Raw genomic sequence first — 18,259 nt, 5'->3', positions numbered from 1 at the left:
CCCCCGGCCGCCTGCCTCCTTGGCCCGTCCTGGCCCGTGTCCTGGCCCGTCCTGGCCCGTGTCCTGGCCCGTCCTGGCCCGTGTCCTGGCCCGTCCTGGCCCGTCCTGGCCCGTCCTGGCCCGTCCTGGCCTGTCCCTACGGCCCGCTCAGAGGGCCAGCACCCCCACCGGCTGGTCCCCGCTGACCTCGCCGGTCCGGCGGAAGCCCAGCCGCAGGTAGAACTCCTCGGGCCCGTCCGGACCCGCATGCCAGGTGACGTACATCTCCTTGCCGCCCCGGCGGCGGATCTCCGCGGCCACCGCCTCGACCGCGAACCGGCCGTAGCCCCTGCCCTGTTCCGCCGCGTCGATGTTGAGGCGCCACAGGCCGGAGCGGAACAGGCTGCCGTCGGTGCGCCAGTCGATGTCGAGGAAGGCCATCAGAAAGCCGACCGTGCGGTCTCCGTCGACGATCAGCCGCGGCCAGGCGACCCCCGGCGCGTGGACGTACGCCTCGGCGAGGGACTCGGCGACCGGCTCCACGTTGTGTTCCTGCTCGGGCCGGACGCGAATGCGTAGTGCCGCCGTCAAATTTGCGGTGGTCAATTCTTCGAGGCGGGGCAGAGAACGCATCCGCGCACTATAGAAGGCCCATTCGGCGGCCGCCGTCGGAATTTTGCAAAACCGACCGTGCGGTCTCATCCCAACTGCCGGTACCGCCCCCGGAAATACATCAGCGGCCCGCCTTCCGCACTCGGCAGTTCGGCGGTGAGGACGCGGCCGATGACGAGGGTGTGGTCGCCGGCCGTGACGCGCTGTTCGGTGCGGCACTCCAGGGTCGCGAGGGCGCCGCCGACCAGCGGGGCGCCGCTGGCCTCGCCGCGGACGTACGGGATGTCCTCGAAGAGCAGGCGGTCGCTGATCCGGCCCTTCATCGCGAAGCGGCCGGCGATGTGGCGCTGGCTCTCGGTGAGCACGGAGACCGCCCACCGCGGCTGTTCGTCGAGGAGGTCGTCCATCCGGGAGCCCTCACGCAGGCTGACCAGCACCAACGGCGGGTCGAGCGATACCGACAGGAACGCGGTGGCGGTCATGCCGACGTCCTCGCCGGCCGGTGCCAGCGGGTCGTCCGGGTCCAGCGGCGGCTCCTGAGCGGTCACCAGGACCACGCCGGCGGCGAGCCGGGAGAGGGCGGCCTTGAACGCTTCGTTGCTCACCCCCACAGCATGCCCGGTGGCTTCTGCGGCGGTGGGGGAGGGAGTCTTCAGCACGCCGGAAACGCTAGTGTCGGACCCGGTACGGCCGCATCGGCCATCGGCCCGAGCCGGGTCCTAGGACCAACGGCGGGGTGCGGCGCGGCGAAAGGCCGTAACGTGCATCATGTGCGCACACCCACAAAGGCTGTGTTCAGTAAACGCACAGGGAAAACGCGGAATCTCCACGCAATTGTTCACGTTCTCCTGTGACTTGAGTCACAAGGGGCGTTAATTGTTGACCCTGTGTACCGAGTGGGCAGCGCGCTGTGATTCAGTGGCGGGGAAAAGTAGCGCCGAAGCAGACCCTTGATTCGCTACGAGGTCTCGGGGGGAGGGCGAGCATGGAGGCCGACTCGGAGCCCTACGTCCGTCTTGCGTCCCTGCGACAGCTGCACCAGGTCATGGCCGACATGAACACGGCCCGCAGCCTGGCGGACACACTGCAGACCGTCGCCGACGGCGTGATCACCGCTCTGAACTACGAGATGGCGTGCGTCAACCTGGTACGCCCCGACGGCGACCTCGTGGTCGCCGCCTTCTCCGGAAACTCCGCCGCCGAGGCCCTGATCACCGGCCGGGTCGGCTCCCGTGACTCCTGGGACCGGCGGCTGGGCATGGGCGAGAACTGGGGCGACCTCGTCTTCATACCGCACACCGAGGGCTGGGTCCTCGACGACGACGACGTCCCGCAGTGGTACACCGACGGCCCCGCACCGCGCTTCGAGGACGAGTGGCACCCCTCGGACCGGCTCTTCGCCCCGATGTACACGCCCGGCATATCGGGCAGCTCCTGCGGCGAACTGCTCGGCGTGATCTCCGTCGACCGCCCGCGCAACGGCCGCCACCCGGGCGCCTGGGGCCGCGAGGCCCTGCAGATGTACGCCTTCCAGGCCGCGATCGCGATCAGCAACGCCCGGCTGCGCGCCAACATGCAGCGCGCCCTGGTTCGCCTGGAGCGCGAGCAGCAGGCGCTGCGGGCCAGCGAGGAGAGCTTCCGGCAGGCCTTCGAGTACGCCCCCTCCGGCATGGCGATAGCCGAGATGGGCGGCGACCAGCACGGCCGAATACTGCGCAGCAACGACGCCCTGTGCCGCCTGCTGGGCCGCCCCGCCTCCGCGATGCGCCGCTACTCCTTCTCCGACCTGGTCCACCCCGAGGACATCGGCACCCTGCTCCGCACCTCCGCGGAGGGCGGCCGCGCCGAACTCCGCCTGGGCCGCCGCGACGGCACCTACGTCTGGGTCTCGCTCCGCAACTCCGTCGTCGCCGACGCCGCCGACGGCCCCCGCTTCCTCCTCACCCACGTCGAGGACATAGAGGAGCGCAAGCGCCGCGAGCTCCAGCTCGCCCACCGCGCCTCCCACGACTCCCTCACCGGCCTCCCGAACTCCGCGGAGCTGCGCTCCCGGCTCTCCTCCCGGCTCTGCCGGCGCGCCGGGCACGCCGGGGAGCTGGAGTCCCTGGACGCGGCCTACGGCCACCCCGCCTACGACGCCAACGGCCACGGCTTCGACTTCGCGGGCTCGGCGGGCGTGGCGGGCGGATCAACGTCGTACGACGGCTACGACCACCACGTGCACACCGTCGCCCCCGAGGAGGGCCGCGACGACGGTGCCAAGGGGCTCGCGGTGCTCTTCTGCGACCTCGACGGCTTCAAGTCGATCAACGACCGGTTCGGCCACAACGCGGGCGACGCGGTCCTCATCGAGGTCGCCAGACGCCTGAGCAGGGGCGTCCGCGACGGGGACACCGTGGCCCGGCTCGGCGGCGACGAGTTCGTGATCCTCGCCGACGGCCTCGGCAAGGCCGACGCCCAGGACCTGGCCGTACGCCTGCGCAACGAGATCATCCAGCCGATCCGGGCCGAGGGCCGGGCCGTCCGGGTGGGCGCCAGTTTCGGCATCGGATGGGCGCACTGCGGCATGACGGCGGACGAAGTCCTGAAATCCGCCGACGAGCGGATGTACGTAGAGAAACGATCTCGTCCCAAAGCACATCGCCGCGCCGGATGATCCGCAGGTCATCGCGCTGATGCGATCCGAGTCACCCGTTTGGCTCAGCCGGACCGGGTACGCTCGACACTCAATACCTGTATTGCATCCGCCCGCACCTGTTGAGGAGTACCAAGGGATGACGCCCGGCGACAACGGCGCGAGCACGCCCGAGGACGACGACCCGTTCGGCTACCTCTATGCCGATGGTCAGGCCCGAGGGGCCCAGCCGCCGTCCGGCTCCGGTGGCTACGGCTACCCGCATCAGGTCAGCAGAGTGCGCTCGGTCGGCGAGCGTACGTACGGCGGCCAGCAGCAGGCACCGCAGTCGCAGTACGGCGGCCAGACCATCCCGCAGCAGCCCGGCGCCGGCTACGGCCAGCAGCCGAACGCGGCCTACCAGGCCCCGGAGACCTTCCCGGGCGGCGCCGAGACCACCCGCGCGCCGATGCCGCCCGCGGGCCGCGGCCGGGGTCCCAACACCAAGGGCCTCCTCATCGGCGCCGTCGCGGTGGTCGCCGCCGTCGTCATCGGCATCAGCTTCGCGATGATCAACGGCAACTCCGACGACAACAAGGCAAGCAGCGACGTCTCCACCTCCCCGACCCAGTCGGAGAGCGCGTCGCCGTCGCCGTCGAGCACCAGCTCGGTGTCGGCGTCGGGCGAACTGCCGACCATCGACGCGAAGGCGCTGCGGCTGGACGGCGGCGCGAACCTGGCCTCGGACGTCAAGGGCGCCCAGGCCGAGGGCGGCATATACGTCACGAACCTCAACCAGACCGGCGCCGGCGTCACCTGGACGGTCAACGGCATCCCCTCGGACGGCACGTACACGGTCTTCGCGCACTACAGCGCGGCCGGCGAGGACCAGTCGATGACGCTCACCATCAACGGCAAGACCTTCGGCAGCAAGGTCAACCTGGGCAACTTCGCGCATGCCGCCGACGGTGACTTCGCCAAGGGCTGGACGAAGACCTACTCGTGGCCGACCCTCAACAAGGGCACCAACACGATCTCGATCTCCTGCCAGGACGGCGACAAGTGCAACGTCCTTCTCGACCAGCTGTGGCTGAAGAAGGGCCAGGTCAAGGAGTGACGGAGTCACGCCACTGACACGTCGGTGGTCACCGTGACACGGCCGAGCAGCTTCTCGTAGGCGAGGCGGTCGAACTCACCCGCCGCCGGGGCCCGTACCGTCGCCGCCGACAGGGCCACCGCGCGGGTCAGGCGGTCCGGCCAGGGGAGCTGTTCGACCAGGCCGGAGAGCAGGCCGGCGGCCACCGAGTCGCCGGCGCCCGTCGGGTTGCCGCGTTCGCGGCCGGGCGGGACGGCACGCCAGCGGCCCTCCGGGGTGAGGGCCAGCAGGCCCTGTGCGCCCAGCGAGGCGACCACCGTGCGGGCGCCGCGCCGGCGGGCGTCCTGGGTGGCGCGGGCCGGGTCGTGGGAGCCGGTGAGTTCGGCCAGTTCGTCGGTGTTCGGCTTGACCAGGTCGGGGCGGGCCGCGACCCCGCGCCGCAGCGGCTCCCCGCTGGTGTCGAGGAGGACCGGGACGGCGGCGGACCGCGCGGCCTTTATCAGCCCCGCGTACGCACCCACCGGCACTCCCGGCGGCAGGCTGCCGCACAGTGCCACCGCCGAGGCCCCGGCCAGCAGTTCCTCGTAGTGGTCGAGGAAGGCGCCCCACTCGGCGGGCGCTATCTGCGGGCCCGGCTCGTTCAACTGGGTCGTGTCGCCCGTCAGTTCGTCCACGACGGCGACGGTGCGCCGGGTCGGACCGGTGACCGGGAGCAGCGCGTCCCGCACGCCCGGGGTGGCCGCGAGGTGCTCCTGGAGCGCCCGCCCGGTGGCGCCGCCCGCGAACCCGGTCACCGTCGTCTCGTGGCCCAGCGCGGCCAGCACCCGGGCCACGTTCACCCCCTTGCCGCCCGGCCGTTCGGTCACGGCGGAGACGCGGTGCGAGGCGTGCGGGCGCAGGGCGCCGACCCGGTAGGTGATGTCCAGGGCGGTGTTCAGTGTGACGGTGAGGATCACCGGGCGACCTCCCTCGCGCATGCCCGTGCCGTCGGTCGGGGGGCCTCGATCATGCCAAAGAGACGGCGACCGGCCTAGGGTCGCCGTCTCTCAACGAGGGGAGGGATCAGGACAGTTCCGGTGCGACCACCCACGCACCCTGCCGCAGCACGCCCTTCAGCGTGAAGTCCTCGTCGAACACGAGAACGTCGGCGTCCTTGCCGGGCTCCAGGGAGCCGACGCGGTCCTGCAGGCCCAGCAGCCGCGCCGGGTTGGCGGACAGGGCGGCGACGGCGTGCTCGACGGGGAGCCTGTCGACGGTGACCGCCCGCCGCAGCGCGCGGTCCAGCGTCAGCGTGGAGCCGGCGATGGCACCGCCGTCCACCAGCCGGGCCACCCCGTCGGTGACCTCGACCTCCAGGGGGCCGAGGAGGAAGCGGCCGTCACCGCTGCCGGCCGCGTCCATCGCGTCCGTGATGAACGCGACCCGGTCCGGACCCGCGTGGTGGAAGGCGAGTTGCAGGGCGGCGGGGTGCAGGTGCGTGCCGTCGTTGATCAGCTCGACCGTCACCCGCCCGTCCTCCAGGAGCGCGGTGATCGGGCCGGGCGCGCGGTGGCCGATCTGCGGCATCGCGTTGTACAGGTGGGTGGCGACCGTGGCGCCCGCGTCGATCGCCGCCACCGTCTGCTCGTACGTCGCGTCCGTGTGGCCGACGGCGGCGATCACGCCGTGCTCCGCGAGCAGCCGTACCGACTCGATGCCGCCGGGGAGTTCGGTGGCGAGCGTGACCATCTTCGCGTGCCCGCGCGCCGCGTCGACCAGCTTGCGGACCTCCGCCGGGTCCGGGTCCCGCAGCAGCGCCTCGGAGTGCGCACCCTTGCGGCACGGGGAGATGAAGGGCCCCTCGAAGTGGATGCCGGCGATGTCGCCCTGCTCGGCGAGCTCGGAGAGGAGACCGGCCTGGCGGGCGAGGACGTCCATGTCGTCGGTGACGGTGGACGCGACCAGGGTGGTCGTGCCGTGCGCGCGGTGCGTGCGGACGCCGGTGAGGACCTGTTCGGCGGTGCCGGAGCTGAAGGAGGCTCCGCCGCCGCCGTGGTTGTGGATGTCCACGAAGCCGGGCAGGAGCCAGTGGCCGGTGAGGTCGACGACCTGGGCGTTCGCAGCGGGGCTCGCGGTGATCCGGGTGCCCTCGACGGCGAGTCGGGCGTCTTCGACGACTCCGGTGGGGAGGACGGCCCGGGCACCGGAGAGGATCAGTCCGTGGTCTGCGGGCTGCGGGTCCGTGGGGGCTGGTCGCGCAGTTCCCCGCGCCCCCGAAGGGGCGCTGTAGTGCGGCTCTTTCGCAGCCATCAGGGGGTTACCTCCGCAGTAGTCGTCGTCTTCAACAAGTCCTGGGCGAGCAGGCCCGCCCCCAAACAACCCGCCGTGTCCCCCAGCTCGGCCGGGACGATCGCCGGCAGTTTCTGGAACGTCACCCGGGCTTCCACCGCCTCCCGCAGCGGCTCGAAGAGGACGCTCCCCGCCTCCGCCAGACCGCCGCCGACGATGAGCACCCGCGGGTCCAGCAGGGTGAGAGCCGTGACCAGGCCGTCGGCCAGGGCGGCCACCGCCTCGCCCCAGACCCGGACGGCGTTCGGGTCACCGGACGTGACCGCCTTCGCGCAGTCCGCCGCGTCCGCGTCCGGGTCGCCGGCCGCCTTCGACCACGCCTCGCTCACCGCGGCCGCCGACGCGTACCGCTCCAGGCAGCCGCGCTGCCCGCACGGACAGGGGGCACCCTGCGGCCGTACGACGACATGGCCGATCTCGCCCGCGAAGCCGTGCGCACCGGACTCCACCCGGCCGTCCAGGCCGAAGCCGCCGGCGATCCCGGTGCCGAGGGCCACGAAGAAGAAGCGGTCCGCGCCCCGGCCCGCGCCGAGCCTGCCCTCCGCCAGGCCGCCGGTGCGGACGTCGTGGCCGAGGGCGACCGGGATGCCGAGGCGGTCGGCGAGGAGGGCGCGCAGCGGGACGTCGCGCCAGCCGAGGTTGGCCGCGTAGACCGCGACGCCGGCCCGCTCGTCCACGATTCCGGGGACCGCGAGCCCGGCCGCGGACGCCGGCTCGCCGAGGCGCTGCTCGCCGTACGCCTTCAGTTCGGCGGCGAAGTCGAGGATGGCGGTGACGACGGCGTCGGGGCCGCGGTCCCGGCCGGTCGCCCGGCGGTCCCGGTGGAGCAGCTCGCCGTCCGGGCCGACCAGCGCGGCCTTCATTCCGGTGCCGCCCACGTCCAGGGCGATGACATGTCTCACGGGAACAGTGTGGCCCTCCGACCCGCAAGAGGTCTAGTCCACTTACGTGGTGTAGACCTTATGGGTCCACATATTGAACGGCGAGACAGTAAGAGAACAGGGGCAGTACACGTGCGGCGGCGTAGGGCAGGAATGATCGCGGTGGTGTCCGCAACGGGCATGACGGCGGTCCTCGGTGGATGCGGGACGACGGGATCCTCGGACGTCACCCTCAGACTCGTCGCCGCCGACTACGGGGACTCCGCCGCCAACGGCTCCCAGAAGTACTGGGACAAGCTGGCCAGGGCGTACGAGGCCCAGCACTCCGGCGTGAAGGTCGACGTCACCGTCTACTCGTGGAACGACGTCGACCGCAAGGTCAAGGACATGGTCGCCGCCGGCAAGGCCCCCGACCTCGCGCAGATCGGCGCGTACGCCGACTACGCGGCCGCCGGCAAGCTGTACGAGGCCGGCGACCTGCTCTCCATCCCGGTCCAGGCCGACTTCCCGTCCCAGCTCGCCGAGGCCGGCCAGTGGAACCACGCGCAGTACGGCATACCTTTCGCCGCGTCCACGCGCGTCCTCTTCTACAACAAGACCCTCTTCGCCCAGGCCGGCATCACCACCCCGCCCACCACCTGGGACGAGCTCGCGGCCGACGCGAAGGCGCTCAAGGCGGACGGCGTGAAGTACCCGTACGCGCTGCCGCTGGGCCCCGAGGAGGCGCAGGCGGAGACCATGCAGTGGCTGCTCAGCGGCGGCAGCGGCTACACCGACGACACCGGCACGTACACGATCGACTCCTCGCAGAACATCGACACCCTCACCTGGCTCAAGGACGAGCTGGTCGGCAAGGACCTGACCGGCCCGGTGGCCCCCGGCAGGCTGAACCGCGCGACCGCGTTCGCCGCCTTCGCCGACGGCCAGGTCGGCATGCTCAACGGCCACCCCACGCTCATCAAGCAGGCCGAGAAGAAGGGCGTGGAGTTCGGCACGGTCCCGATGCCCGCCCGCGCCGGCCAGAGCACCGGCACCGCCTCCATGGGCGTCGCCGACTGGATGGCGGCGTTCAAGCAGAACGGCCACGCCGAGCAGGTCGGCGACTTCCTGAACTACGTCTACAGCGAGAAGAACGTCCTCGCCTTCTCCCGCGAGTACGGCCTGCTGCCCGTCACCACCTCCGCGTCCCAGGCGATGACCGACTCCACCCGGGCCGAGGACAAGCAGCTGCGCCCCTTCCTGGAACAGCTGCCCACCTCGGAGCTCTACCCCGCGGGCAAGACCTCCTGGGCCGCGATCAGCGCCGACGTCAAGAAGCAGATCGGTACGGCGGTGAGCCCGGCCGGCAACCCCACCGGCGTCCTCACCCGGCTCCAGGCCGAGGCGGCGACGGCGGACAGCCGGACGGCGGCGGCGACCGGCTGAGCGCTACCGTTCTCGCCATGGACCGGCATGAACTGGGCGAGCGCGAGCGGGCCGTCCTCGCCCTCGAACGCCGGGGCTTCCCGAGCCCCGGCGCGAAGGAACGCGCGATACGCGAGGAACTGGACCTGGCTCCGGTGCGCTACTACCAGCTCCTGAACGCCCTGCTGGACGACGAGCGGGCGCTGGCCCATGACCCGGTGACGGTGAACCGGCTGCGGAGGGTGCGGGACGCGCGGCGGGGGGAGCGCTGACCTGACCTGCGGGCCGGTGGGGGCTGGTCGCGCAGTTGACGGGGTGCTGCCGATACTGTCGGCTGTATGGGAACCCACATCACGGAACCCCTTCCGACGCCCCGCACCGCCGCCGGGCGTGACGGCCTCGCCGCACTGCTCGCGCAGCCCGGCTCCGCGCTCGTCGGCCTCGACTTCGACGGCACGCTCGCGCCGATCGTCGCCGACCCCGAGCAGGCGCGGGCCCACCCGGACGCCGTACCGGTGCTGGCGGCGCTCGCGCCGAAGGTGGCCGCCGTCGCCGTCGTCACCGGCCGCCCGGCCGAGGTGGCCGTCCGCTACGGCGGCTTCGCGGGCGTACCCGGCCTGGAACGCCTCGTCGTCCTCGGCCACTACGGCGCCGAACGCTGGGACGCGGCCACCGGCGAGATCACCGCCCCGCCCCCGCACCCCGGCATCGCCGCCGTCCGCGCCGAACTCCCCGCCGTCCTCCACCGCGCCGGAGCCTCGCACGGCACCTGGATCGAGGAGAAGGGCCGGGCGATCGCGGTCCACACCCGCCGCGCCGACGACCCCCAGGCCACCTTCGAAACCCTCCGCACCCCCCTCACCGACCTCGCCACCCGGCACGCCCTGATCGTCGAACCGGGCCGCCTGGTCCTGGAACTCCGCCCCCCGGGCATGGACAAGGGCGTGGCGCTCAGTGAGTACGCGAGGCACATCTCCGCGGGCGCGGTCCTCTACGCGGGCGACGACCTCGGCGACATCCCCGCCTTCGCCGCCGTAGAGAAACTCCGCGAGGAAGGCGTCCCGGGCCTGCTGGTATGCAGCGGCAGCACAGAGGTGACAGACCTGGCAGACCGCGCGGACGTGGTGGCGGAGGGCCCGGAAGGAGTGGTACGGCTGCTGAGAAGCCTGGCAGCTCTGAGCGCCCCCTAGCCGTGGCGCCCCTTCAGGGGCGCTGGGGGTACCCCCGGCCGAAGGCTGGGGGAGGAACTGCGCGACCAGCCCCCACCGGCCCGCAGCCGAACCACTACCCGGGGCTACCCGCCCAACGCCTCCACCTGCTCAAGAAACCACCGCGCCGGCGGCAACCCCGTAGCCGCCTCCGCCAACCTCTTGCACCGCTCCGCCCGCTCCTCCACCGGCATGCCCAGCGCCAGCGCCAGCGCCTTCGCCGTCCCCCCGATGTCGTACGGGTTCACGACCACCGCGTCCTCGCCCAGCTCCTCGTACGCCCCGGCCTCCCGCGACAGCACGAGCACGCACCCCTCGTCGGACACCACCGGGATCTCCTTCGCCACCAGGTTCATGCCGTCCCGGATCGGGTTCACCAGCGCCACGTCGGCCAGCCGGTACGCCGCCAGCGACCGTGCGAAGTCGTCCTTGACGTGCAGCACCACCGGCGTCCAACCGGGCGTCCCGTAGACCGAGTTGATCTCGTCCGCGACCCGCTGCACCTCCGCCGTGTAGTCGCGGTACACCGACAGGTCCTGCCGCGACGGGTACGCGAACGCGACATGCACCACCCGCTCCCGCCACTCGGGGTGGTCGTCGAGCAGCTGCCGGTACGCCAGCAGCCCCCGCACGATGTTCTTCGACAGCTCCGTCCGGTCGACACGGACGATCGTCTTCCGCCCTTCGCCGCCGATCTCCTCCCGAAGAGCGGCCATCCGCTCGCCGACGTCCGGCTCGTGCGACCGCTTCCGCAGGAAGTCCGCGTCGGCCCCCAGCCCGTGCACCCCGATCCGGGTCCCGCCCGACGACGGATCGGCGGCCGGGATCCCCGGTCCCAGCACCGCGTGGCAGCAGGCGACGAACGCGTCCGCCCACCGCCGCGTCAGGAACGCCGCGTGGTCCGCGCCCAGGATCCCGGTCAGCAGCTCCGCCGCGATGTCGTCGGGGAGGAGGCGGAAGTAGTCCGGCGGCGCCCAGGGGGTGTGGGAGAAGTGGCCGATCCGCAGGTCGGGGCGGAGCCGGCGGAGCATCCGGGGGGCCAGCGCCAGGTGGTAGTCCTGGATGACCACCACCGCGCCGTCGGCCGCCTCCTGCGCCAGCGCTTCCGCGAAGGCGCGGTTGTAGGCCTGGTAGGACGCCCACCGGCGCCGGAACTCCGCGTCGAAGACCGGCTCCAGCGGGGTCTGGTAGAGCATGTGGTGGACGAACCACAGGACCGAGTTCGCGATGCCGTTGTACGCGTCGGAGAACACGTCCGCGTCGATGTCGAGCATCCGGACCTGCTGCCCGCCGCTGTCCTCGGCCGGCAGCCGGCCGCCCCCGGCCCGCCGCACCGCCTCCCGGTCGCCGTCGCCCAGCGCCGCGCACACCCACACCGCGTTCGCGTCCGGCCCGATCGCCGACAGCCCCGAGACCAGTCCGCCGCCGCCCCGCTTGGCGTGCAGCGAACCGTCCTCGCGCAGGTCGTACGAGACCGGGCCGCGGTTGGACGCGACCAGCACCTCGGCACCGCCGGTGGAAGCCATGGGGGAAGCCATACGCGTCAACCTAGCCCGGCCCGTAAACGCTCAAACGTACGGCCGGGCCCGACGCGCCGCCGTATACGGCCGTACGGCGAAGACGCGCCATCCGGTGCCCGCCCGGTACGAAGGCGTCACGCCACTCGGTGCGCGGCCCTGCGGCGACGTCACGCCACCTTGCGTTCGGCGTACTCCGCGATCTCCGCCATCGGCGGCCGTTCCTCCGTGTCCACGGAGTACGTGCGCGGTTCGAAGCCGTCCTCGCCGCGTTCGAACTGGGTGAGGGAGGGGCGGATCAGGTGGCCGCGGGCCAGGCGGAGCTGGGCGGTGCGGTAGATCGCGGCGGACATCCGGCCGAGGGCCTGGCCGTCCTGGTGGCGGTGTTTGCGGACGCCGACGTCGACCTGGGCGAGGGCGTCGAGGCCGACCAGGTGCAGGGCGTCGACCAGCATGCCCAGCTCGACGCCGTAGCCGACCGGGAAGGGGAGCTGTTCGAGGAGCGAGCGGCGGGCCGCGTACTCGCCGCCGAGCGGCTGGACGAAGCCGGCCAGCTGCGGCCAGTGCATGTTCAGCAGCGGGCGGGCCATCAGCTCGGTGACCCGGCCGCCCTGTCCGGCGGCGCCGCCGAGCGGGCGGTCGTACATCGCCTTGACCAGGTCCACGTCCGGGTCGGTGAGGAGCGGGCCGACGATGCCGGTGACGAAGTCGGAGGAGAAGTCGCGCAGGTCGGCGTCGATGAAGCAGACGACGTCCCCGGTGGTGACCAGCAGGGAGCGCCAGAGGACCTCGCCCTTGCCGGGGACGGCGGGGATGCGGGGCAGGATCGCGTCGCGGTGCACGACGCGGGCGCCGGCCGCCGCGGCGACGGCCGCGGTGCGGTCGGTGGAGCCGGAGTCGACGACCACGATCTCGTCGACGAGCGGCACCTGCTGCATGAGGTCGTGGCGGATGATCGCGACGATGTCGCCGACGGTCTCCTCCTCGTTGAGCGCGGGCAGCACGACGCTGACCGTCTGCCCGGAGGACCGTTTGGCGGCCATGATCCGGTGCAGCGGACGGTCGGTTACGGACCAGGAGCGGGTGGCCAGCCAGCGCTCGACTTCTTCCAGCACGGTCAGCGGCTCCTCACTGTCACGGCCACACGGCGACGTGTGATCCATCTCGCGGTTCGGACGACTCACTCAACTGTCCTGGCCTTCGGTTACAGTCTTGAACAACGCCGATGACCATCGCATGTCCTGGGGTCACCCGGCGTTGACAACCACATACCGCTCATCCAGAGGGGCAGAGGGAAACGGCCCGTTGAAGCCCCGGCAACCCTCCAGTCGGTTCTCGTAGATCGCCGATCAGTGTCGATCGCTCGCGAGGCTCCCGGCTAGGGAAGGTGCCAAATCCGTCTCACGGCGAGATGCGTCGTGAGGAAGATGAGGAGAAAGGGCCTCGCCTCACATGGCTGTGCAGACTGTTGCAAGCACCACGGAATCCACCGTAGACCTCGGCCCCGCCGCTGCCCTGAGCTGCCGCGAGTGCGGTCACCGCGTCCCGCTCGGTCCGGTGTTCGCGTGCGAGGAGTGTTTCGGCCCGCTGGAGATCGCGTACGACTTCTCGGCCTACGACACCGAGGAGCTGCGGAAGCGGATCGAAGCGGGTCCCGCGAACATCTGGCGCTACGCGCCGCTGCTGCCCGTCCCCGCGGACGTGGCGACCAAGCCGAACATCAACCCCGGCTGGACCAAGCTCGTCAAGGCCGACAACCTGGCGAAGGAGCTGGGGGTCACCGGCGGGCTGTACGTGAAGGACGACTCCGGCAACCCGACGCACTCCTTCAAGGACCGCGTCGTCGCCCAGGCCGTCGAGGCCGCCCGCGCCTTCGGCTACACCACCCTCTCCTGCTCGTCCACCGGCAACCTGGCCGGCGCGGTCGGTGCCGCCGCCGCCCGGGCCGGCTTCCGCTCCTGTGTGTTCATCCCGCACGACCTGGAGCAGGGCAAGATCGTCATGGCCGCGATCTACGGCGGCGAGCTCGTCGGCATCGAGGGCAACTACGACGACGTGAACCGTTTCTGCTCCGAGCTGATCGGCGACCCGGCCGGCGAGGGCTGGGGCTTCGTCAACGTCAACCTGCGGCCGTACTACGCGGAGGGCTCCAAGACCCTGGCGTACGAGATCTGCGAGCAGCTCGGCTGGCGGATCCCGGACCAGCTGGTCATCCCGATCGCCTCCGGCTCGCAGCTCACGAAGATCGACAAGGGTCTGCAGGAGCTGATCAAGCTCGGGCTGGTCGAGGACAGGCCGTACAAGATCTTCGGTGCCCAGGCCGAGGGGTGCTCGCCGGTGTCGGTGGCCTACAAGGAGGGCCACGACGTGGTCCGCCCGCAGAAGCCGAACACCATCGCCAAGTCCCTCGCCATCGGCAACCCGGCCGACGGGCCGTACGTGCTCGACATCGCGCGGCGTACCGGCGGTGCGGTGGAGGACGTGAACGACGAACAGGTCGTCGACGCGATCAAGCTGCTTGCGCGGACCGAGGGAATCTTCGCGGAAACGGCCGGCGGGGTGACGGTTGGAGTCACCAAAAAGCTCATTGAGAATGGGCTGATTGATCCGGCGAAGTCGGTCGTTGTACTCAACACCGGTGATGGACTGAAGACGCTGGACGCGGTTGCGGGAACCGGGCTCACCGCGACCATTCGCCCGAATCTGGAGTCTTTCCGCGAAGCCGGGCTCGCCTGAGTCCCCCGAGAATTAGGGCGTTGCCCAGACCGGAGGTAAAAACGTGAGCGTCACCGTTCGCATCCCCACCATCCTGCGCACCTACACCGGTGGTCAGGCCGAAGTCGCCGCCGAAGGGGCCACCCTCGGCGAGGTCATCTCGGACCTGGAGAAGAAGCACACCGGGATCTCCGCACGCGTTCTCGACGACCAGGGCAAGCTGCGCCGGTTCGTCAACGTGTACGTCAACGACGACGACGTCCGCTTCGAGCAGGGCCTGGAGACCGCCACCCCGGACGGCGCCGGCGTCTCCATCATCCCGGCCGTCGCCGGCGGCTGACCTGCTGACCTGCATGACAGGCTGATCGAATGACCGAACATTACCTTCGGTAACGCCGATCACCGACTGTTCATCTGATTGCCCCCTCCGTGAGAGAAGCGGAGGGGGCAATTCTGTGTGGTTGAGCGCGGTACAGTTGGGGAACACGGTCCCGATCTCCAGGTCGGGAGCCCCGTATTCGATACCGCGAGCCCGGCAAGAAGTAGCCAAAGTATGCGGGTTATATGCGGCTTTTGTGACCTTTACGGGGCCCGACTTGCCCTGAATTCGGCCGAATTCTTGCTACATTCCGGACCCCTTCCGTCCAGAATTCTCGTCCGATTGACCTGTTGCAGACGGCAGTTGGACAGATACATTCAGCCGCGGTCGACGCGTTCCGGCGCACGCCCCCAACCAATGGGGGGTGAGGTCTGACCCGGATCCGCGAAGTGTGGATCTGTGCAAGGGCCAGTAATAGGGGAGTTAGGCATGGCTCAGGGCACCGTCAAGTGGTTCAACGCGGAGAAGGGGTACGGCTTCATCGCGGTCGACGGTGGTGCGGATGTTTTCGTCCACTACAGCGCGATTCAGATGGACGGCTACCGCACCCTGGAAGAAGGCCAGCGGGTCGATTTCGAGATCTCGCAGGGCCAGAAGGGGCCGCAGGCGGACATGGTCCGGCTGGCGACCAGCTGAAGCACGCGCCGACTGACAGCGACGTTCTTCTGTACTTGTTCGAAGGGCCCGTGCCTCCCGGGGTACGGGCCCTTCGGCATGTCCCGGACCCTCCGGTCCTCGTGTCCCGCGCCCCCAGTCCGCGAGAGCCGCTTGCACTCGCCTAGGCCGAGTGCTAATCATTGGCGTTAGCACTCTGAAGGTGAGAGTGACAACGAAGGACCGGGTCGGTGAGGCCCGCGGGCCGGGTGGGGCAAGGAACCCACGGGTCGGCGAGCCGTCCGTCGCGGGCGCGGGCGCGGTCCTGAAGACTCACCCCCAGTCCTGGAGGGACCACTTCACATGGCCAAGATCATCGCGTTCGACGAGGAGGCGCGGCGCGGCCTTGAGCGCGGTATGAACCAGCTCGCCGACGCCGTCAAGGTCACCCTCGGCCCCAAGGGCCGCAACGTCGTCCTTGAGAAGAAGTGGGGCGCCCCCACGATCACCAACGATGGTGTGTCCATCGCCAAGGAGATCGAGCTGGAGGACCCGTACGAGAAGATCGGCGCCGAGCTGGTCAAGGAAGTCGCCAAGAAGACGGACGACGTCGCCGGTGACGGTACGACCACCGCGACCGTCCTCGCCCAGGCCCTGGTCAAGGAAGGCCTGCGCAACGTCGCCGCCGGCGCCAACCCGATGGCCCTGAAGCGCGGTATCGAGAAGGCCGTCGAGGCTGTCTCCGGTGCCCTCCTGGAGCAGGCGAAGGACGTCGAGACCAAGGAGCAGATCGCCTCCACGGCCTCCATCTCCGCCGCCGACACCCAGATCGGCGAGCTCATCGCCGAGGCCATGGACAAGGTCGGCAAGGAAGGCGTCATCACCGTCGAGGAGTCCCAGACCTTCGGTCTGGAGCTGGAGCTCACCGAGGGTATGCGCTTCGACAAGGGCTACATCTCGGCGTACTTCGCCACCGACATGGAGCGTATGGAGGCGTCCCTCGACGACCCGTACATCCTGATCGCCAACTCGAAGATCGGCTCCGTCAAGGACCTGCTCCCGCTCCTGGAGAAGGTCATGCAGTCGGGCAAGCCGCTGCTGATCATCGCCGAGGACGTCGAGGGCGAGGCCCTGTCGACCCTGGTCGTCAACAAGATCCGCGGCACCTTCAAGTCCGTCGCGGTCAAGGCCCCGGGCTTCGGCGACCGCCGCAAGGCGATGCTGAACGACATCGCCATCCTCACCGGCGGCGAGGTCATCTCCGAGGAGGTCGGTCTCAAGCTGGAGAACACGACCCTCGACCTGCTGGGCAAGGCCCGCAAGGTGGTCATCACCAAGGACGAGACCACCATCGTCGACGGCGCCGGCTCGTCCGACCAGGTCGCCGGCCGGGTCAACCAGATCCGCGCCGAGATCGAGCAGTCCGACTCGGACTACGACCGCGAGAAGCTCCAGGAGCGCCTGGCGAAGCTCGCCGGTGGCGTCGCCGTCATCAAGGCCGGTGCCGCGACCGAGGTCGAGCTCAAGGAGCGCAAGCACCGCATCGAGGACGCCGTGCGCAACGCCAAGGCGGCCGTCGAGGAGGGCATCGTCGCCGGTGGTGGCGTGGCCCTGCTGCAGGCCTCCCAGGTGTTCGAGAAGCTGGAGCTGGACGGTGACGAGGCGACCGGCGCACAGGCCGTGAAGCTCGCGCTCGAGGCCCCGCTGAAGCAGATCGCCGTCAACGCCGGCCTCGAAGGCGGCGTCGTGGTGGAGAAGGTCCGCAACCTCACCCCGGGTCACGGCCTCAACGCCGCGACCGGCGAGTACGTCGACCTGATCGCCGAGGGCATCATCGACCCGGCGAAGGTGACGCGCTCTGCCCTGCAGAACGCCGCCTCCATCGCCGCGCTGTTCCTCACCACCGAGGCCGTCATCGCCGACAAGCCGGAGAAGGCCGCCGCGGCCGCTCCGGGCGGCATGCCGGGCGGTGACATGGACTTCTGAGCCTGACGGCTCGGCAGTTCCGACGCAGCACCGAGGGCGGTACCCCCTGTTCGGCAGGGGGTGCCGCCCTTCGGCGTACCCGGCCGGGCCCCGGTCCCGGCCGCCGGGTCAGCGCGCGAGGAACGGCTCCAGTACCGCGGTGAGTTCGGCGGGTGCGTCCAGCGCGACGAGGTGCGCGGCGGCGGCGAACTCGACCAGGGTGGCGTCGGGGATCCCGGCGGCGTACCGGCGGGCGATGTCCTGGAAGTCGGGGACGTCGAGCCTGCCGATCCCCACCAGGGTGGGGACGGAGACGGCGCCGATGTCCCCGGCCGTCGTGCCCCGGGAGTACCTGCCCACGACGTCCTGGTTCACCAGCGACGTCCGCAGCGGTCCGCGGAGTCCGTCGGCCAGTCCCGCGGCCACCTCGTGCCACCCGCGGGCCGGCCCGCGCAGCCACATGTCCAGGTTCACCCGGACCGCGGCGTCCAGGTCGCCCGCGGCCAGGGCCGCCGTCTCGGCCTCGTCGTACGCGACCATCTCCGCGGACCAGTCGTATCCCGGCCAGGGCGGGGCGAGCAGCGCCAGGGAGTGCACCCGGTCCGGGTGGGCGAGGGCGAATTCCACGGCCACCCGGCCGCCCCAGGAGGCGCCGACCAGCCGGACCCGTGCCAGGCCGAGGTGGTCGAGGAGGCGGCGCAGGTCGTCGGTCTCGCCGAACGGCCCGGCCGGGGGCGCGGACTCGCCGAAGCCGCGCAGGTCGTACCGGACGACCGTGTGCCGTGCCGCGAGGGCGGGCACGACCGCGTCCCACATGCGGTGATCCGCCACACCGGCGTGCACGAGCACGACCGGCGGTCCGTCACCGTCGACGGCATAGGAGAGGTGGCCGAGATCGTCGGCGAGCGTCAGCATCCCCGGATGCTCCCACGACGCCGGTGCGGGTGTCGTCGGATGAGGACGGGGC

General features: G+C 70.9%; 17 protein-coding genes and 1 riboswitch. Of the genes, 9 read left to right on the top strand and 8 right to left on the bottom strand.

What is annotated here, in order from left to right; all coding sequences use genetic code 11:
* Positions 1-147: 147 nt before the first annotated feature.
* Complete coding sequence (locus tag ACFZB3_RS19085) at positions 148-612, bottom strand: GNAT family N-acetyltransferase (protein ID WP_391376785.1); 465 nt, start codon at positions 610-612, stop codon at positions 148-150.
* Positions 613-677: 65 nt separating this feature from the next.
* Positions 678-1,196, bottom strand: coding sequence for a flavin reductase (locus ACFZB3_RS19080; RefSeq protein ID WP_391376784.1), 519 nt, complete (start codon positions 1,194-1,196; stop codon positions 678-680).
* 380 nt (positions 1,197-1,576) lie between these two features.
* Here ACFZB3_RS19080 and cdgB point away from each other — a divergent pair, with 380 nt between their 5' ends.
* Both cdgB and ACFZB3_RS19070 read left to right on the top strand, forming a co-directional pair.
* Complete coding sequence (gene cdgB / locus ACFZB3_RS19075) at positions 1,577-3,247, top strand: diguanylate cyclase CdgB (protein WP_391376783.1); 1,671 nt, start codon at positions 1,577-1,579, stop codon at positions 3,245-3,247.
* Between the two features lie 118 nt (positions 3,248-3,365).
* On the top strand, positions 3,366-4,322 hold the full coding sequence (locus tag ACFZB3_RS19070; RefSeq protein WP_391376782.1) for a carbohydrate-binding protein: 957 nt from the start codon (positions 3,366-3,368) through the stop codon (positions 4,320-4,322).
* Positions 4,323-4,327: 5 nt separating this feature from the next.
* Here ACFZB3_RS19070 and ACFZB3_RS19065 read toward each other — a convergent pair whose 3' ends face one another.
* The 3 genes from ACFZB3_RS19065 to ACFZB3_RS19055 all read right to left on the bottom strand — a co-directional run bounded on the left by ACFZB3_RS19065 (position 4,328) and on the right by ACFZB3_RS19055 (position 7,531).
* Complete coding sequence (locus ACFZB3_RS19065; protein ID WP_391376781.1) at positions 4,328-5,257, bottom strand: hexose kinase; 930 nt, start codon at positions 5,255-5,257, stop codon at positions 4,328-4,330.
* 106 nt (positions 5,258-5,363) lie between these two features.
* Positions 5,364-6,590, bottom strand: a complete 1,227-nt coding sequence (gene nagA, locus ACFZB3_RS19060; RefSeq protein ID WP_391376780.1) for an N-acetylglucosamine-6-phosphate deacetylase — start codon at positions 6,588-6,590, stop codon at positions 5,364-5,366.
* Entirely contained in the window at positions 6,590-7,531 is a 942-nt protein-coding gene (locus ACFZB3_RS19055; RefSeq protein ID WP_391376779.1) for an ROK family protein, read from the bottom strand. The genes nagA and ACFZB3_RS19055 overlap by 1 nt, the downstream gene beginning before the upstream one ends.
* Positions 7,532-7,663: 132 nt before the next feature.
* Between ACFZB3_RS19055 and ACFZB3_RS19050 the strand changes: the two genes are divergently transcribed.
* The 3 genes from ACFZB3_RS19050 to otsB all read left to right on the top strand — a co-directional run bounded on the left by ACFZB3_RS19050 (position 7,664) and on the right by otsB (position 10,104).
* Entirely contained in the window at positions 7,664-8,935 is a 1,272-nt protein-coding gene (locus ACFZB3_RS19050) for an extracellular solute-binding protein (RefSeq protein ID WP_391376778.1), read from the top strand.
* A gap of 17 nt (positions 8,936-8,952) precedes the next feature.
* The gene (locus tag ACFZB3_RS19045) at positions 8,953-9,186 is read left to right on the top strand and encodes a DUF3263 domain-containing protein (RefSeq protein WP_391376777.1); all 234 of its coding nucleotides are present in this window, start codon (positions 8,953-8,955) and stop codon (positions 9,184-9,186) included.
* A 66-nt stretch (positions 9,187-9,252) separates the two neighbouring features.
* On the top strand, positions 9,253-10,104 hold the full coding sequence (gene otsB / locus ACFZB3_RS19040) for a trehalose-phosphatase (protein ID WP_391376776.1): 852 nt from the start codon (positions 9,253-9,255) through the stop codon (positions 10,102-10,104).
* Between the two features lie 104 nt (positions 10,105-10,208).
* Here otsB and ACFZB3_RS19035 read toward each other — a convergent pair whose 3' ends face one another.
* A complete protein-coding gene (locus ACFZB3_RS19035; RefSeq protein WP_391376956.1) occupies positions 10,209-11,648 on the bottom strand; it encodes a trehalose-6-phosphate synthase in 1,440 nt (479 codons plus the stop codon).
* Positions 11,649-11,809: 161 nt separating this feature from the next.
* Positions 11,810-12,754: a glucosyl-3-phosphoglycerate synthase gene (locus ACFZB3_RS19030; protein WP_361295569.1), complete on the bottom strand. Its 945-nt coding sequence runs from the start codon at positions 12,752-12,754 to the stop codon at positions 11,810-11,812.
* A gap of 157 nt (positions 12,755-12,911) precedes the next feature.
* Positions 12,912-13,073, top strand: a riboswitch (SAM riboswitch).
* A gap of 18 nt (positions 13,074-13,091) precedes the next feature.
* On the opposite strand from ACFZB3_RS19030, the gene thrC reads away from it, so the two are divergent.
* The 4 genes from thrC (at position 13,092) to groL (ending at position 17,313) form a co-directional block, all read left to right on the top strand.
* Positions 13,092-14,375: a threonine synthase gene (gene thrC / locus ACFZB3_RS19025; protein ID WP_391376775.1), complete on the top strand. Its 1,284-nt coding sequence runs from the start codon at positions 13,092-13,094 to the stop codon at positions 14,373-14,375.
* Between the two features lie 43 nt (positions 14,376-14,418).
* Positions 14,419-14,694, top strand: a complete 276-nt coding sequence (locus tag ACFZB3_RS19020) for a ubiquitin-like small modifier protein 1 (RefSeq protein ID WP_362591580.1) — start codon at positions 14,419-14,421, stop codon at positions 14,692-14,694.
* Positions 14,695-15,162: 468 nt separating this feature from the next.
* Positions 15,163-15,369 (top strand): cold-shock protein, encoded by a 207-nt coding sequence (locus tag ACFZB3_RS19015; protein ID WP_019057200.1) that lies wholly within the window; start codon positions 15,163-15,165, stop codon positions 15,367-15,369.
* A gap of 321 nt (positions 15,370-15,690) precedes the next feature.
* Positions 15,691-17,313: a chaperonin GroEL gene (gene groL, locus ACFZB3_RS19010; RefSeq protein WP_391376774.1), complete on the top strand. Its 1,623-nt coding sequence runs from the start codon at positions 15,691-15,693 to the stop codon at positions 17,311-17,313.
* Between the two features lie 108 nt (positions 17,314-17,421).
* Here the strand turns inward: groL and ACFZB3_RS19005 are convergent, their stop codons facing one another.
* A complete protein-coding gene (locus ACFZB3_RS19005; protein WP_391376773.1) occupies positions 17,422-18,207 on the bottom strand; it encodes an alpha/beta fold hydrolase in 786 nt (261 codons plus the stop codon).
* Positions 18,208-18,259: the final 52 nt, after the last annotated feature.

Source organism: Streptomyces sp. NPDC008092 (genome assembly GCF_042957285.1).
Classification (GTDB): Bacteria; Actinomycetota; Actinomycetes; order Streptomycetales; family Streptomycetaceae; genus Streptomyces.
Note: the sequence above shows the minus strand (reverse complement) of the source record. Positions and strands in the feature narration are given on the sequence as shown.

Excerpts from the sequence above, each read along its gene's own strand:
- nagA (WP_391376780.1), bottom strand. The coding sequence starts at position 6,590 with ATGGCTGCGAAAGAGCCGCACTACAGCGCCCCTTCGGGGGCGCGGGGA.
- thrC (WP_391376775.1), top strand. The coding sequence starts at position 13,092 with ATGGCTGTGCAGACTGTTGCAAGCACCACGGAATCCACCGTAGACCTC.
- ACFZB3_RS19050 (WP_391376778.1), top strand. The coding sequence starts at position 7,664 with ATGATCGCGGTGGTGTCCGCAACGGGCATGACGGCGGTCCTCGGTGGA.
- groL (WP_391376774.1), top strand. The coding sequence starts at position 15,691 with ATGGCCAAGATCATCGCGTTCGACGAGGAGGCGCGGCGCGGCCTTGAG.
- otsB (WP_391376776.1), top strand. The coding sequence starts at position 9,253 with ATGGGAACCCACATCACGGAACCCCTTCCGACGCCCCGCACCGCCGCC.
- ACFZB3_RS19045 (WP_391376777.1), top strand. The coding sequence starts at position 8,953 with ATGGACCGGCATGAACTGGGCGAGCGCGAGCGGGCCGTCCTCGCCCTC.
- ACFZB3_RS19085 (WP_391376785.1), bottom strand. The coding sequence starts at position 612 with ATGCGTTCTCTGCCCCGCCTCGAAGAATTGACCACCGCAAATTTGACG.
- ACFZB3_RS19015 (WP_019057200.1), top strand. The coding sequence starts at position 15,163 with ATGGCTCAGGGCACCGTCAAGTGGTTCAACGCGGAGAAGGGGTACGGC.
- ACFZB3_RS19070 (WP_391376782.1), top strand. The coding sequence starts at position 3,366 with ATGACGCCCGGCGACAACGGCGCGAGCACGCCCGAGGACGACGACCCG.
- ACFZB3_RS19005 (WP_391376773.1), bottom strand. The coding sequence starts at position 18,207 with ATGCTGACGCTCGCCGACGATCTCGGCCACCTCTCCTATGCCGTCGAC.
- ACFZB3_RS19035 (WP_391376956.1), bottom strand. The coding sequence starts at position 11,648 with ATGGCTTCCACCGGCGGTGCCGAGGTGCTGGTCGCGTCCAACCGCGGC.
- cdgB (WP_391376783.1), top strand. The coding sequence starts at position 1,577 with ATGGAGGCCGACTCGGAGCCCTACGTCCGTCTTGCGTCCCTGCGACAG.